Source organism: Hymenobacter sp. UV11 (genome assembly GCF_004684095.1).
GTDB lineage: Bacteria > Bacteroidota > Bacteroidia > Cytophagales > Hymenobacteraceae > Hymenobacter.
In genome coordinates this window covers 429,067-443,446 of sequence record NZ_SRII01000002.1, presented here as the reverse complement: position 1 = coordinate 443,446, position 14,380 = coordinate 429,067, and the positions used below count along the sequence as shown (strand labels likewise).

Below are 14,380 nucleotides of genomic sequence, written 5' to 3'. Positions count from 1 at the left end.
TAACCACACTGGTTATTAGTACAAGTGCCTAAAAAAAGCTCTGCCTGTGAAGGCAGAGCTTTTTTTGTGACCAATAGCGGGGAAATTGCTGGCATGTGTTTTGAAATCACATACCATGCACTCACTTGATGCGATAGTTGGCGGGTATTTGGGCCTAACCTCGTATGAGGCGCTCCTTGCCCACGTTCATACTGGTTGAGCTAACGTACCAAGAGTGCAAAATCTCACCTATCTTTCCGCACACATTCACCGAACATCATGAAAAACATCCTTTTCGTTGCGTTGCTAGCTGGCGCCTCGGCGGTTGAGGCTGCCCCGCTCACGTTGCCGGCCACCTTGCCGCTGACTATCAAGCAAACACCCCAAGAGCAGGCTCCGATGAGCAAAGCCGAGTTGAAGCGTCGGCGTAAGCTGCGCAAGCAAAATGGCCCCGAAGTTTACAAAGGCTCCGTAGCCGAGCAGAACCGCATTATCACCGATGCGGCGGGCTCGCAGAAAGACGATGGGGAAGAAGTTACCACCAAGACCAAAAAGAGCAAAAAGAACCAGTAGTAACGGCTACTTTTGGGCCTAACAAGAAAGAGGCAACCGGCGTATGCTGGTTGCCTCTTTCTTGTTTGAGGGTGGCCTACCCCCTTCCGTTTCAGCCAAGCCGCCGGCGCAGGAGGCCGTCTACTTCTTCGAACAGGCGGCGCGGCTCGTAGGTGCGCCAGGCCAGGTCGTCGAGCGTACCCCCAAAATTGATGTAATGGTCGAGGCTGTACTGCGCCATTTCGCGGCGCACGTGGTCCTGAAAGTTGATGCCGGCAATCCAGCCATCTTCCACATCCTCAAACCATTCTTCGTAGTAGCTGTCGTCGGAGCCGTGAAAGTTGAACACGTTTTCGCCGATGAGGATGAAGCGCCGAATGCCCTCATGCACCAGCACATCCAAGATGTTGCGCTTGAGCTGCATGATGTCGTTCTCAATGGCGTCGTTCCACTCGCCGATAAACTCCAGAATGGCGCACCCATCGTCGTAGTCGACCCACAGAATTTTGAAGAACAGCGTATCCGATTCGATGCTATCCCACTGGGGATGAATGTAGTAGCCGTAAATGGTATTGCTGTACGTATCGAGGCTATACTCGGCCCCGAAGAGCGGCGAGCGCGGGTCGTCGGCAGCCGAGTACTGCTCAATCCAATTGTAGTGGGGTTCGATGGTATGCATGGCGAAAAAGCCGGCTGAAGCCGCCCGTTTAGCAAAACGCCAGTTCGGCCGAATCGTTCGACTGAATTGGCGGGCTGGGGTGCTTTTGCCTGAATGTCAAGCCTAATTATTGCCGGGCAGCCAGGGCAGCCCGCACCGAGCCGTGCTGGTGCAGCAGGTCGGCCGCCTCGGCAGCCGGAATAGCCAGTTCGTCCATCAGCATGCGCTGGCCGCGCTCCACAAGCTTGTCGTTGCTGAGCTGCATATCTACCATTTTGTTGCCTTTTACGCGGCCCAGCCTGATAAAAGTGGCCGTAGTCAGCATGTTGAGCACCAGCTTTTGAGCCGTGCCCGCTTTCAGGCGCGTGCTACCCGTGATGAATTCGGGACCCGTGACAACCTCCACCGGAAATTCGCAAGCCGCCGCCACGGCCGAGCCCGCGTTGCATACCACGCAGCCCGTGGCTAGCCCGGCGGCGCGCGCCGCTTGCAGGCCGCCTATCACGTAAGGCGTGCGGCCCGAGGCCGCGATGCCCACCAGCACATCTTTTTCATTAGCGTTAAACTGCTGTAAATCAGCCCAGGCCTGGATGGCGTTATCCTCAGCGCCCTCCACGGCCTGCCGAATGGCCCCATCGCCGCCGGCCATAATGCCGACTACCAGCCCGGCCGGCACCCCAAACGTGGGCGGGCACTCGGAGGCATCTACTACCCCCAGCCGGCCGCTCGTACCGGCCCCAATGTAGAACAGCCGGCCCCCGGCCCGCAGCCGCGCCACCACGGCTTCAACCAACGCCTCGACCTGGGGTAGGGCCTTTTGCACGGCCAGCGGCACGGTCTTGTCGAGTTGGTTCATGCCCGCCAGCAGGGCGGCGGTGGGCAGCGTTTCGAGGTCGTTGTAGGTAGAGGTGGTTTCGGTGGTCATGGGGCGAAGGTGAGGTAAGCATGTGCGGTAAGCTTTAGCTTGCCGTAGTATTGGCAGGAGGCAGCCACGCACGGCAAGCTGAAGCTTACCGCACAGCTGTTCAAACGGCAGGCTAAAGCCTACCCTACGCGAGCTTGCCGATTATTTGAAACTTATCAAAGACGGTGGCGAGGTGCGGCGCGTCTTCGTCCAGCTCGCGGGTGAGGTCCTGGCCGGCCCAGTGCTCGTAGTGGTTGCCACGCTGCCAGAGGCGTGAGCGACCAACGTCGTAAATATTACCCTGGTACGCCACCCATATTTCATCGCGGTCCTGGCCGTTGCGCAGGGCCAGTTGGCTACGGGTATACGTCTTTAGGGCTTCGGGGTAGTCAGTCATTATGCCTCTGCTTATACCAGGCGCTTGGGGCTGGCGACGGGGGGTAGGGCCCGCGGCGCAAATTTAACTCAGCAGCGCCTGCGTCCGAATCCAGCGCTGGGGCAGGTCGCCCTGGGCGGCGTGCAGATAGTCCTGGTGGGTACAGGGCACGATGCGCTTCACGGCCTGGTCGGCGAGGCTTTCTACTTCCATCCACCACTTGTCGGTATCGGCCCGGCGCGACTTATAGAATACCAGCTCGTTGGGCTCGTCGCGGCCATTGCCGGGCAGCACCAGCGTGTAGGTGAGGAAGCGGTAGGTGCCGAAACCCGTTTCGGGCTTGCGGTGGTAGTAGCCCTCCATGAAGTACCAGAGCATGGTGGCCAGCGTGGCGGCGGCTAGTCCGTGCGGGTCATGGTCGGGACGGTAGCCGTACAAGCCAATGGAAGTAAGCTGCTCATTATGACCCGCGTACCAGCAAAGCTGGGCGGCATCCTCATTGCTCAGCCCAAACGGGCTAGCTGGGTAGTAGCCGGGCGCATCCTGCCAACGAATGGCGGCAATATCGACACTCAGAAAATTGGCCTGGCGCAATACCGGCTCGGCCAGGCGGCGGTCGGTGCGCAGCTCGCCCACGCTCATAGTTTCGAAGTGCAGCTTTTCGAAGGCGGCCAGCACCTCGGGCGGCGTCAGGTACTGCTGGTGCGCCAGGTGGGCGCAGCTGAATACAAAATTGGGCGTGTGCATGAGCACGCGGCGCAAGTGGCTGTCTTCGGGCGCGGCAAACGGGCCGGGCATGGCCATGTCGGGCCGCGAATCGACCACCGCAAAATTGATAGCGGGCACGGCCTCGTGCTGTGGCTCGTAGGCCAGAAACTGCCCGTAGTCGAGGTCGTGGCCGCCGCCCAGCAGCAGGGGCAGGGTGTTCTCTTCGAGCAGCGCCCGCACAATCTCGCGCAGGCGCTGGTACGTGTCCTCCAGGCTCAGGCCGGGGCGCAGATTGCCCAAATCGACGAGCCGGAGCGGGCTGGTGCCGCGATGCAGCTGGTAAAAGCGCTCGCGCACGCGGTTGGCACCGTGCTGGCCGGGCGGCGGCGGCCCGGCCGCCGTGCCGCGCCACTCGTCGAGGCCAATGAGCGCCAGGTCGGCCGTGCGCCAGTCGGGAAAGTCTTCGGCGAAGCGCGTGGCGTAGGCAGCCACGGTGGTCGGGGCGGGGGTAGGGCCGGTCAGCTCGTCGGGCAGCGGGTCAAAAAAGAGGGCCAGATTCATGCAGCAAGCGCAACGGGGCGCGGCCAAATTTACGCCTTGTCGGCTCCCGATTGGCTTTTTAGGCGGGCGCGGCTGCAAGTCACGGGAGTTTTTCGGAGAAAATCCTGTTTCTTTAGTCCCTTATTCCCACACTGCCTGCCCCCTGCCCCACCTTATGGACGTCCGCCGCTCCTTCGATATTCTCGCCAATCAACTCGAAAAGCTCCCCCAAGCCGATGCCCTCGCGGCAAAGATTGATGGCCGCTACGTGCCCCTGAGCAGCCAGCAGGTGCAGGAGCAAACCAACCTGGTGAGTCTGGGCCTACTAAAGCTGGGCCTGAAGAAGGATGATAAAGTGGCTATTATCAGCATGAACCGGCCCGAGTGGCTGCTGGCCGACTTTGGTATTGCACAGATTGGCGCTACCAGCGTGCCGATGTACCCCAGCATTACGGTCGAGGACTACCAGTATATTTTTACCGATGCGGGCGTCAAAGCCGTTTTCGTGGCCGATAAGCAGCTGTACGATAAAGTGAAGGAGGCCACGGCGGGGCTTGATATTCCGGCCGCCAATGTCTTTACCTTCGACAAAGTTGAGGGCGCGCGCCACTTCGACGAGCTGCTGGCGTTGGGCCGCCAGGGCAACCCCGCTGACCTGGAGCCGCTAAAAGCCGCCGTGCGACCCCACGACCTGCTCACGCTCATCTATACCAGCGGCACCACCGGCAAGCCCAAAGGCGTGATGCTCAGCCACGATAACATCTTGAGCAATTGCCGCAACTCGGCCCGCTACGTACCCGTGGGCACTGAAGATAAAGCCTTGAGCTTCTTGCCCTTGTGCCATATTTTTGAGCGTATGGTGACGTATCTGTACATGATTCACGGCGTGAGCATCTACTACGCCGAGAGCATGGAAACCATCGCCGACAACCTGCGTGAGGTGCAGCCCAGCATTTTTACCACCGTGCCACGCCTGCTGGAGAAAGTGTATGACCGCATCGTAGCCAAGGGCCACGAGCAAACCGGCATCAAGCACAAGCTCTTCTTCTGGGCCCTGGATTTGGGCCTGAAATACGATACCCAAAAAGACCAGGGCTTTATCTACAATACCGAGCTGGCCCTCGCCAACAAGCTCATCTTCAACAAGTGGCGTGAGGCACTGGGTGGCAAGCTGCGCTGCATTGTGAGCGGCGGTGGGGCCTTGCAGCCGCGCCTGGCGCGGGTATTCTGGGCGGCTGGCATTCGGGTAATGGAGGGCTACGGCCTCACCGAAACTTCGCCCGTAATTGCGGTGAATGGCTACGAGCGCGAAAACAACATGATTGGCGCGGTAGGCCCACTCATCGACAACATGGAGGTGAAAATTGCCCCTGATGGCGAAATTCTGACTAAATCAGCCTCCGTGATGCTGGGTTACTACAACAAGCCCGAGCAAACGGCCGAGACAATTGACGCGGACGGCTGGTTTCACACTGGCGACATTGGCGAGTTTGTGAACGGCCGCTTCCTGAAAATCACCGACCGTAAAAAGGAGATGTTCAAGACCAGCGGCGGCAAGTACATCGCGCCGCAAGTCATTGAGAACAAGATGAAAGAAGACCCATTCATCGAGCAGCTGATGGTGGTAGGGGCCGACCAGAAATTCCCCAGCGCCCTCATTATTCCGGCTTTTGATGAGTTGCAAAAGTGGGCCACCAAGCAAGGTATCGCGGCCACGTCGCACGCCGAGCTGGTGAAAGACGAGCAGGTAGTAAAGTTTTACCAAGAGCTGGTGGTGAAGTACAACCAAGGCTTTGCGCATTGGGAACAGGTTAAAAAATCGGTGCTCCTACCCGAGCAGTGGACGGTGGAAAGCGGCGAGATGACGCCTACCATGAAGGTGAAGCGTAAGGTCATCACGGAGAACAACAAGCAGCTAATTGAGGGCATATATAAGTAGCGGAGGGTAGGCTTTAGCCTGCCGGGTTTCGGCCAGACAGCGGCAGACTAAAGCCTACCCGCCCCTTCTTCAAGTAGTATGCAAGCCTAACAAATTTCTTCGTATGTTTACCACACTTTCGCTGTGATATGAAACCTGAAGAAACCGTCGATTACAACATTAAAGTAGCCTGGCACGCCATTTCGCGCATGTACAACACGCAGGCTACCCGCTATGACATCACCACCAGCATTGGCTTTGTGCTCCTGAACATCGACCAGGAAATAGGCACACCGGCCACGAAAATCGCGCCATTACTGGGCCTCGAAACCCGTTCACTTACGCGCATTTTGCGTAGTATGGAAGAGAAAGGCCTGATTTACAAGCAGGCCGATGCCCAAGATAAGCGTTCAGTGCGCATCTTTTTGACCGAACTGGGGCTGGAAAAGAAGGAGATTTCGCGCCAGACGGTGCGGCACTTCAACGGCAAGGTGCGCGAGAAAATCACGCAGAGCCAGCTCGATACTTTTTTCAAGGTAGCCAGCCAGATTACGGGCATGATTGAGGGTAAAACCCTCTTCGACGACTTCGACCTGAAGCCGTTGCGCCAAGAAACGGCGGCACACTGACAGCTAGTTATTATGCTGCCGAAGGAAGCACCTTATCACGGCGGCCTTTGGCAACTCCTATTTCTTCCCACCCAACCGAGCATTGCGGGCATGATAAGGTCCTTCGCAAGCTCAGGATGACAGATTACCTTATGAAACGTATCATCAAAAAAGTTGCCGTGCTGGGCTCGGGCGTAATGGGTTCGCGCATTGCCTGCCACTTCGCCAACATTGGCGTGCCGGTGCTGCTACTCGACATCGCGCCCAAAGAGCTGACGGCCGACGAGGAGAAAAAAGGCCTGAAGCTGGACGCGCCCGCCGTGCGCAACCGCATCGTGAACAGCGCGCTGCAAGCGGCCGTAGTGGCCAATCCATCGCCGCTCTACCGCAAGAGCGAGGCCAGCCGCATCAAGACCGGCAACTTCGATGACAACCTTAAGGAAATCGCGTCGTGCGACTGGGTGATTGAAGTAGTCGTGGAGCGCCTCGACATCAAAAAGGGCCTCTACGAGCACATAGAGCAGTTTCGTAAGAAGGGCACGCTCATCACGAGTAATACCTCGGGTATCCCGATTCACCTGTTGGCCGAGGGCCGCTCGGACGACTTCAAGGAAAACTTCGCGGGCACGCACTTCTTCAACCCGCCACGCTATTTGAAGCTGCTCGAAATCATCCCTACCCCTGCTACAAAGCCGGAAGTGGTTGATTTTCTGCTGCACTACGGCGACTTGTACCTGGGCAAAACGGTGGTTTTGGCCAAGGATACGCCCGGCTTCATCGCCAACCGCGTGGGCGTGTTTGCCCTGCTCGACGCCATGCAGACCATGCAGAAGCTGGGCCTGACGGTGGAAGAAACCGACAAGCTCACCGGCCCGGTTATCGGCCACGCCAAGTCAGCCACGCTGCGCACCTCCGATGTGGTGGGCCTCGATACGACTATCAACGTAGCCAACGGCTTAGCTCAGGGCTTGCCCGACGATGAGGCCAAGGACGTGTTCGTGCTGCCCGACTTCGTAAAGAAGATGGGCGAGAACAAATGGCTGGGCGACAAAACCGGCCAGGGCTTCTACAAGAAAGTGAAGGGTGCGGATGGCAAATCGGAAATCCACGCCCTGGACCTCAACACTTTGGAATACAAGCCTTCGCAGAAGGTTAAGTTTGCCACGTTGGAGATAACCAAGACCATCGACAAGGTGGCCGACCGCTTCAAGGTTTTGGTGGGGGGTAAGGATAAAGCGGGCGAGTTTTACCGCCTGAGCTTCGGCAGCCTGTTTGCCTACGTGAGCAATCGGGTGCCCGAAATCGCGGACCAATTATATAAGATTGACGACGCGCTGCGCGTCGGCTTCGGCTGGGAGTTGGGGCCGTTTGAAACCTGGGATGCGCTGGGCGTGCCGGCCGGCATTGAGCTGGCTAAGGCGGCTGGGCGCACCGTGGCGCCGTGGGTAGAGGAAATGCTAGCCGCTGGCAACCAGACCTTTTACAAGGTGGAGAACGGCGTGCGCAAGTTCTACGACAAGGAAAGCAAGCAGTACCAGCCGGTAGCGGGGGTAGAGAATTTCATTATTCTCGACAACCTGCGGGCCAGCGGCAAGGTGCTCTGGAAGAACGCCGGCGCGTCGGTTATCGACCTCGGCGACGGCATTCTGAACGTGGAATTCCACTCGAAGATGAATTCGCTGGGCACCGACGTGATTCAAGGCCTGTTGAAGGGGGTAGAGATGGCTGAAGCTGGCTACCGCGGCCTCGTGGTAGGCAACGACGCGCCGAATTTCTCGGCCGGCGCCAACCTGGGCCTCGTGTACATGCAGGCCGTGGAGCAAGAGTTTGACGAGCTGAATATGATGATTCAGCAGTTTCAGCAGGCCATGATGCGGATGCGCTACAGCAGCATTCCGGTGGTGGGCACCCCGCACGGCCTCACGCTGGGCGGCGGCTGCGAGCTCAACCTGCACTGCGACAAAGTAGTAGCCTCGGCCGAGTCGTACATCGGCCTCGTCGAGTTTGGCGTAGGCCTGATACCCGGCGGCGGCGGTACCAAGGAAATGACCCTGCGCACCGCCCTCAAGTATGAGGACGGCGAGCCGGAATTTAACTTGCTGCGCAACACCTACATGACCATCAGCACGGCCAAGGTTTCGACCTCGGCCGCCGAAGCATTCGACCTGGGCTTCCTGCGCCGGGGCGACGAGATTGTGGTGAACCCGAACCGCGTAATTGCCCAGGCCAAGGCCGCGGCCATTGAGCTGGCCGACGCCGGCTACTCGCAGCCCAACCAGAAAACCAACATTAAGGTGCATGGAAAAGGCGCCATTGCCATGTTCCGCACCGGCGTGTACGCCATGCAGCAAGGCAATTATATCTCGAAGCACGATGAGTTGATTGCCAATAAGTTGGCCTACGTAATGTGCGGCGGTGACCTCTCCTCCCCTACCGAGGTGAGTGAGCAGTATTTGCTGGATTTGGAGCGCGAGGCATTCCTCGCGCTGTGCGGCGAGCGCAAGACGCTGGAGCGCATTCAATCAATTCTGACTACTGGCAAACCCCTTCGTAATTAATTGATTTAGCGCGGAGTTTCGCGAAGTTGGCAGAGTCTCACAAAGGCAAAAACTCCGCGAAACTCTGCAAACTCCGCGAAACTCCGCGCTAAAAAATCCCACCTATAGTATCATGGCTAATACCGCATATATCGTGGCCGGCTTTCGCACGGCCGTTGGCAAAGCGCCGCGTGGCGTCTTCCGTTTCACCCGCCCCGATGACCTGGCGGCCGAGGTTATCAAGCACCTCGTGAAGTCGGTGCCGGCCCTGGACCCCAGCCGCGTCGATGACGTGATTGTGGGCAACGCCGTGCCCGAGGCCGAGCAGGGCCTGCAAATGGGCCGCCTCATTTCGCTGCTCGCGCTGCCCATCAATGTACCTGGCCTCATCGTGAACCGCTATTGCGGCTCGGGCGTCGAAACCATTGCCATGGCGGTGGGCAAAATCACGGCTGGCATGGCCGAGTGCATCATCGCGGGCGGCACCGAGAGCATGAGCATGGTGCCCACCGTGGGCTGGAAAACCGTGCCCAACTACAAGCTCGCCAACGAGCACCCCGACTACTACATGGGCATGGGCCTGACGGCCGAAGCTGTGGCCAACGACTACAAAATCAGCCGCCAGGACCAGGACGAATTCTCCTACAACTCGCACCAGAAGGCTATTAAAGCCATCAAGGAAGGCAAGTTTGCCAAGAGCATCGTGCCCATCACGGTAGAAGAAACCTACCTCGACCAGGCCACCGGCAAGAAGAAAAACCGCTCTTATATAGTCGATACCGACGAAGGCCCCCGCGCCGATACCTCCATTGAAGCGCTGGCCAAGCTACGCCCCGTATTCGCCGCCAATGGCAGCGTAACGGCCGGCAACTCTTCGCAAACCTCCGACGGCGCAGCCTTCGTACTCGTGATGAGCGAGCGTATGGTGAAGGAGCTGAATCTGGAGCCCATTGCCCGCATGGTCACCTACGCCACCGAAGGCGTTGACCCGCGCATCATGGGCATGGGCCCCATCAAGGCGGTGCCGAAAGCCCTGCGCCAGGCCGGCATGAAGCTGGAAGACATCGACTTGTTTGAGCTGAACGAGGCGTTTGCCTCGCAGTCGCTGGCCGTGGTGCGCGAGTTGGGCATCAATACTGAGAAACTGAACGTGAACGGCGGCGCCATCGCGCTGGGCCACCCACTGGGCTGCTCGGGCGCCAAGCTAAGCATCCAACTCTTCGACGAGCTGCGCGACCGGGGCCAGAAATATGGCATCGTGACTGCCTGCGTAGGCGGCGGCCAAGGTGTAGCGGGCATCTATGAGCTGCTGAAGTAAGCCCTACCCCCTGTTTCGTCTGTCATGCTGACGAAGGAAGCATCTTAATCAGGCTTGAACAACCCGTTGGCCCACCAGCCTGACGGCGCGCACGTGATAAGATGCTTCGCAAGCTCAGCATGACAGACGAAATTTTTTAACCTAAAATAGTCGGCACGCCTAACATTTTTTACTTATCTTGCAACACTAAAACGGCCGGCGCTTTGTTGGCTAATTATGCGGCAAGCCTAACAGTTTACACTCCCACCTTATCTACTTAACATCATGGAAGTATCGAACAAAGCCGTCGTGAAAGGCGGCGAATTCATCATCAAGCCTACTGAGGCTCAAGACGTTTTTTCGCCCGCCGACTTCACGGAGGAGCAGAACATGATGTACCAGACCTGCGTGGACTTCGTGGCCGCTGAGGTACACCCGCTGCTCGAGCGCCTAGACAACCACGAGGAAGGCCTCATGCGCGGCCTGATGGAAAAGGCGGGCCAGCTCGGCCTGTTTGGGGTGAGCGTACCGGAGCAGTTCGGCGGCTTGGATATGGACTTCCCGACCGCCTTGCGCGTGACGGAGGGGGTAGGCGGCGGCAACTCGTTTCCGGTGGCATTTGCGGCGCACACGGGCATTGCTCTGCTGCCCATTCTGTACTTCGGTACCGATGCGCAGAAGCAGAAATATATTCCCGGCCTCACCGATGGCACCCTGATGGGCGCCTACTGCCTCACCGAGCCCGGCTCGGGGTCCGACGCGCTGGGCGCGAAGACTAAGGCCGTGCTGAATGCCGAAGGCACGCACTACGTGCTGAACGGCCAAAAAATGTGGATTACCAACGCTGGCTTTGCCGACGTGTTCATCGTTTTTGCCAAGATTGACGGCGAGCAGTTCACCGGCTTCATCGTGGACAAAGACACGCCCGGCCTGAGCCTCGGCAACGAGGAGCACAAGATGGGCATCAAGGGTTCTTCGACCCGCCAGGTGTTTTTGAGCGACGCGCAAGTGCCCAAGGAGAACGTATTGGGCGAGATTGGCAAAGGCCACCTCATCGCCTTCAACGTGCTAAATATCGGCCGCATTAAGCTAGCCGCCGCTTGCCTGGGCGGAGCCAAGGCCACGGCCACGCAGAGCGTGAAGTATGCCAACGAGCGGGTGCAGTTCAAGCTGCCCATCTCGAAGTTTGGCGCCATTCGCTACAAGCTGGCACAGCAGGCCATTCGGATGTACGCTGTGGAATCGGCCATTTACCGCGCCGGTGAGGACATCTACCGCAAGGAGCAGGAACTGCTGGCCAGTGGCCTCGGCACCAACGAAGCCTTGCTGGGCGCAGCTCGCGAGTTTGCCGTGGAGTGCGCCATCCTGAAAGTAGAAGGCTCGGAAGTGCTTGACTACGTGACCGATGAGGGCGTACAGATTTATGGTGGCTACGGCTTCTCGGCCGACTACCCGATGGACCGCAACTACCGCGACTCGCGCATCAACCGGATTTTTGAGGGCACCAACGAAATCAACCGGATGCTGGCCGTGGACATGATTCTGAAGAAGGGTCTGAAAGGCGAAATCGACCTCATGGGTCCGGCCCAGGCCGTGCAGCAGGAGCTGATGAGCATTCCGAGCATGGGCGAGAGCGACGACTCAGCCTTCGCTGCCGAGAAAAAAGCCATCGCCAACATGAAGAAGGCTATCCTGATGGTAGCCGGCACGGCTGTGCAGAAGTACATGAACTCGCTCGCCAAAGAGCAGGAGGTGCTGATGAACATTGCCGACATGGCCATCAAAACCTACACCGCTGAAAGCGTGCTGCTGCGCGTAGAGAAGGAAATCGCCGCTAAAGGCGAAGAAGCTCTAACTCAGCAACTGGATATGGCCCGCGTGTACCTCTCCGACGCCATCGACCTGGTAGAGAAATCGGGTCGCGAAGCCATTGCCAGCATGACTGAGGGCGACGAGCAGCGCCTGATGAGCATGGGCCTCAAGCGCTTCACCAAGCCTGACCTCTTTAATGTGAAGGATGCACGCCGCCGCGTGGCCGCCAAGCTTATTGAAGCCAACGAATACTGCTACTAGACCGCAGATTTAACTGATTTCGTGGATACGCCGCTTCGCGGCTGACTACTATTTCAACAACAGAAAAGGCTGCTCCGTGAGAGCAGCCTTTTCTGTTATTACGTATTATTCCCTTCCCGTTAAGAAAGCCAGCCGCGTCAGCGGCGTATCCACAAAATCAGTTAAATCCGTTAAATCTGCGGTTATGGCTTGATTTTCACTTCGTTGAGTTGCAAGGCCGCCGATTTTTTGCTGGGGCGGCTCACGCCGATGATGGTTTTGGGTCCGAGCCACGCCGTGAAGTCCTTGACGTAGGCCAGCTGCTGGTCGTTGGCCACGTTGAGCTTGAGGCGCTGCGGGGCGCTGATGACGCCGGTAGGCACCTGCACGTGGCGCAGGTAGAGGTCCGACTTGCCGCCGATAGCTTCGAGCGTTAACAGCTGTAAGTCTTCGCCAAAAATGGCGGCGCGGTAGCCGATGCCCGTGTAGCTGTCGATGGGCGGCGCTACCTGGTCTTTGGCCACAATGAGGTGCCAGGTGGGGGTAAGGAACGGGCTGTAGCCGAATAGATACAGCTCGCGGGCGTGCACCGGCAGCTCGGGGCCGCCCTCCTCAAAGTGACGTTCGGCAATGACTACCAAGCTTTTGTCTTCCGTCAGAAATATATCGCCCAAGTAGACATCGGCCAGCTTCTTAACTTCGGCTCCGGTGGCTTTGCTCACCTCCGCCAGAAAGGCGGGGGCGAAAGGCAATTCCTCCGCCAGCTTAAGCTGGCTGGCTGCAAAGTCGAAGCGCACGGCTTTGAGGCCGCTCAGGTCGCCGGTATTGTAGTTGGCGCAGAGGGCCACGGCGTAGAGCTGGCCATCGGGCTGCAACGTAAACTTCGCGTCGCGAATGGTAATGGGCTGGCCGCCAAACGTGCCGCCCACCGGGATGCCCATCACCGGAATGGCAGTAGCGACGCCCACCCGGTCGGGGGTAGGGGGGTAGCGGCGGGCAGTCAGCTTTTTCATGCCATCGCCGAGCAACGTCACGTACTGCGTACCATCATTGGCAAGCAGGATATTGGGTGAGAAAAAGTCGCCCTGGTCGCGAAAATCATAAGTCCGGTCCAGTATTTTAGCCAGCTTCTGGTCGTAGAGCGTGCCTTGCATGCTGCGCACCTGCTCGTCGCGGGTGGCGTAGCCAAAGGCCAGCAGGCGGTTGCCATCGGGCGAGAGGCGCACGCCGGGGCGGCGGTCGCGGGTGCCAGCGGTCAGCAACACCACGGGCGCACCCTTTTGCCCGCTACTCAGGGCCACGGGCTGCACCGTCAGGTTCTGGCCACTTTCGTCGGCGTGGTGCACCACTACCCAGGCCTGCTCGGCGCTGCGGCCGAAAGCCTCTATTGTTTCGCCGGGCGCTACGGGCAGGGTAGTGCTCCACTGCCGCTTGAGGTCGGTATCGTAGCGCTCCACGGCGTAGGTGCTCCCACTTTGGTGGGCCAGAATTACGAAGCCGCTGCCATCGGCCAGCGCCAGGGTTTTCTGCGGCACGCGCTGGTTATACCGGTCTTCGCCCTGCTCGGGCAAGTAGCTAAATGGTGCCGATTTGGTTTTCTGAGCCTGAGCCGGCAGCACTACGCCCCCCACACTGCTCAGGGCCAGAAGGGCTATACCAATTGAAAAACGCATAAACTGAATGGTAACTAAAAGGGATACCTACTGTCCCGAAAGCCCAAAAATACCGTTGCTCAGGCTAGTTAGCCAGCATGTACTTCGCACTTACTAACTGGTTACTCAGCAAAGCAGCCGTAACTTTGTCCGCTGAAGGCGTTATTTTCTGCCATTTGAGCGTCTGGCGCAACTATTATTTTGCCTGGTCGTTCAAGGGGCGCACCCTAAAAAATAATATTCTTCATTGCCTCTACCTCCATTCCCACCCAATTTCCTCTTTTTGCATATTTAACAAGACACTACTAACTGGCACCTGATTTGAGGTGGTACCTGCCGCCACCCGCACCCTATGAAATCATTCCTTAAAACCGGTTTTCTTTTCGCGCTTATTGTAGCCGGACGCTACATGCAGCTCACTACCCCTGCTGCCACCGCTGGCCTTGCTAAACCACCCGTACAGATTTTTGCTCCCGATACTACTACTCTGACGTTGGCGCACTACCTCAACGAGCAGCCTGTACTGGCTACTCCCGTCAATCAACGAGAGGCTGTCCAGCCCACTACCTGGTTCTAATAGTGCCAAGCGGTTTCTTAGT

12 protein-coding genes are annotated in these 14,380 nt (G+C 58.3%); 7 read left to right on the top strand and 5 right to left on the bottom strand.

The genetic code is table 11. From position 1 onward, the window contains the following. Nucleotides 1–258: 258 nt before the first annotated feature. On the top strand, nucleotides 259–552 hold the full coding sequence (locus E4631_RS04385; protein ID WP_133659857.1) for a hypothetical protein: 294 nt from the start codon (nucleotides 259–261) through the stop codon (nucleotides 550–552). Nucleotides 553–643: 91 nt separating this feature from the next. On the opposite strand, the gene E4631_RS04380 is transcribed toward E4631_RS04385, so the two are convergent. The 4 genes from E4631_RS04380 to E4631_RS04365 form a co-directional block, all read right to left on the bottom strand. After that, nucleotides 644–1,210, bottom strand: coding sequence for a hypothetical protein (locus tag E4631_RS04380; RefSeq protein WP_133659858.1), 567 nt, complete (start codon nucleotides 1,208–1,210; stop codon nucleotides 644–646). Between the two features lie 106 nt (nucleotides 1,211–1,316). Then, nucleotides 1,317–2,114 carry an N-acetylmuramic acid 6-phosphate etherase gene (gene murQ, locus E4631_RS04375; protein WP_133659859.1) on the bottom strand — a complete coding sequence of 266 codons (798 nt, stop codon included), beginning with the start codon at nucleotides 2,112–2,114 and terminating at the stop codon, nucleotides 1,317–1,319. A gap of 124 nt (nucleotides 2,115–2,238) precedes the next feature. After that, nucleotides 2,239–2,490: a cytochrome b5 domain-containing protein gene (locus E4631_RS04370; protein WP_133659860.1), complete on the bottom strand. Its 252-nt coding sequence runs from the start codon at nucleotides 2,488–2,490 to the stop codon at nucleotides 2,239–2,241. A gap of 63 nt (nucleotides 2,491–2,553) precedes the next feature. Further along, the gene (locus E4631_RS04365; RefSeq protein ID WP_133659861.1) at nucleotides 2,554–3,738 is read right to left on the bottom strand and encodes an arginase family protein; all 1,185 of its coding nucleotides are present in this window, start codon (nucleotides 3,736–3,738) and stop codon (nucleotides 2,554–2,556) included. Between the two features lie 154 nt (nucleotides 3,739–3,892). Here E4631_RS04365 and E4631_RS04360 point away from each other — a divergent pair, with 154 nt between their 5' ends. The 5 genes from E4631_RS04360 (at nucleotide 3,893) to E4631_RS04340 (ending at nucleotide 12,150) form a co-directional block, all read left to right on the top strand. Continuing rightward, nucleotides 3,893–5,656: a long-chain fatty acid--CoA ligase gene (locus tag E4631_RS04360; protein WP_133659862.1), complete on the top strand. Its 1,764-nt coding sequence runs from the start codon at nucleotides 3,893–3,895 to the stop codon at nucleotides 5,654–5,656. Nucleotides 5,657–5,784: 128 nt separating this feature from the next. Continuing rightward, on the top strand, nucleotides 5,785–6,264 hold the full coding sequence (locus tag E4631_RS04355; protein ID WP_133659863.1) for a MarR family winged helix-turn-helix transcriptional regulator: 480 nt from the start codon (nucleotides 5,785–5,787) through the stop codon (nucleotides 6,262–6,264). Between the two features lie 131 nt (nucleotides 6,265–6,395). Continuing rightward, nucleotides 6,396–8,801, top strand: a complete 2,406-nt coding sequence (locus tag E4631_RS04350; protein ID WP_133659864.1) for a 3-hydroxyacyl-CoA dehydrogenase/enoyl-CoA hydratase family protein — start codon at nucleotides 6,396–6,398, stop codon at nucleotides 8,799–8,801. Between the two features lie 112 nt (nucleotides 8,802–8,913). After that, entirely contained in the window at nucleotides 8,914–10,098 is a 1,185-nt protein-coding gene (locus E4631_RS04345; RefSeq protein ID WP_133659865.1) for an acetyl-CoA C-acyltransferase, read from the top strand. Nucleotides 10,099–10,362: 264 nt separating this feature from the next. Beyond that, nucleotides 10,363–12,150, top strand: a complete 1,788-nt coding sequence (locus E4631_RS04340) for an acyl-CoA dehydrogenase family protein (protein WP_133659866.1) — start codon at nucleotides 10,363–10,365, stop codon at nucleotides 12,148–12,150. 182 nt (nucleotides 12,151–12,332) lie between these two features. On the opposite strand, the gene E4631_RS04335 is transcribed toward E4631_RS04340, so the two are convergent. Then, nucleotides 12,333–13,802 (bottom strand): hypothetical protein, encoded by a 1,470-nt coding sequence (locus tag E4631_RS04335; protein WP_133659867.1) that lies wholly within the window; start codon nucleotides 13,800–13,802, stop codon nucleotides 12,333–12,335. Nucleotides 13,803–14,133: 331 nt separating this feature from the next. Here E4631_RS04335 and E4631_RS04330 point away from each other — a divergent pair, with 331 nt between their 5' ends. Further along, nucleotides 14,134–14,358, top strand: coding sequence for a hypothetical protein (locus tag E4631_RS04330; protein WP_133659868.1), 225 nt, complete (start codon nucleotides 14,134–14,136; stop codon nucleotides 14,356–14,358). Nucleotides 14,359–14,380: the final 22 nt, after the last annotated feature.

Excerpts from the sequence above, each read along its gene's own strand:
- E4631_RS04380 (WP_133659858.1), bottom strand. The coding sequence starts at position 1,210 with ATGCATACCATCGAACCCCACTACAATTGGATTGAGCAGTACTCGGCT.
- E4631_RS04345 (WP_133659865.1), top strand. The coding sequence starts at position 8,914 with ATGGCTAATACCGCATATATCGTGGCCGGCTTTCGCACGGCCGTTGGC.
- E4631_RS04355 (WP_133659863.1), top strand. The coding sequence starts at position 5,785 with ATGAAACCTGAAGAAACCGTCGATTACAACATTAAAGTAGCCTGGCAC.
- E4631_RS04370 (WP_133659860.1), bottom strand. The coding sequence starts at position 2,490 with ATGACTGACTACCCCGAAGCCCTAAAGACGTATACCCGTAGCCAACTG.
- E4631_RS04350 (WP_133659864.1), top strand. The coding sequence starts at position 6,396 with ATGAAACGTATCATCAAAAAAGTTGCCGTGCTGGGCTCGGGCGTAATG.
- E4631_RS04335 (WP_133659867.1), bottom strand. The coding sequence starts at position 13,802 with ATGCGTTTTTCAATTGGTATAGCCCTTCTGGCCCTGAGCAGTGTGGGG.
- murQ (WP_133659859.1), bottom strand. The coding sequence starts at position 2,114 with ATGACCACCGAAACCACCTCTACCTACAACGACCTCGAAACGCTGCCC.
- E4631_RS04365 (WP_133659861.1), bottom strand. The coding sequence starts at position 3,738 with ATGAATCTGGCCCTCTTTTTTGACCCGCTGCCCGACGAGCTGACCGGC.
- E4631_RS04340 (WP_133659866.1), top strand. The coding sequence starts at position 10,363 with ATGGAAGTATCGAACAAAGCCGTCGTGAAAGGCGGCGAATTCATCATC.
- E4631_RS04385 (WP_133659857.1), top strand. The coding sequence starts at position 259 with ATGAAAAACATCCTTTTCGTTGCGTTGCTAGCTGGCGCCTCGGCGGTT.
- E4631_RS04330 (WP_133659868.1), top strand. The coding sequence starts at position 14,134 with ATGAAATCATTCCTTAAAACCGGTTTTCTTTTCGCGCTTATTGTAGCC.
- E4631_RS04360 (WP_133659862.1), top strand. The coding sequence starts at position 3,893 with ATGGACGTCCGCCGCTCCTTCGATATTCTCGCCAATCAACTCGAAAAG.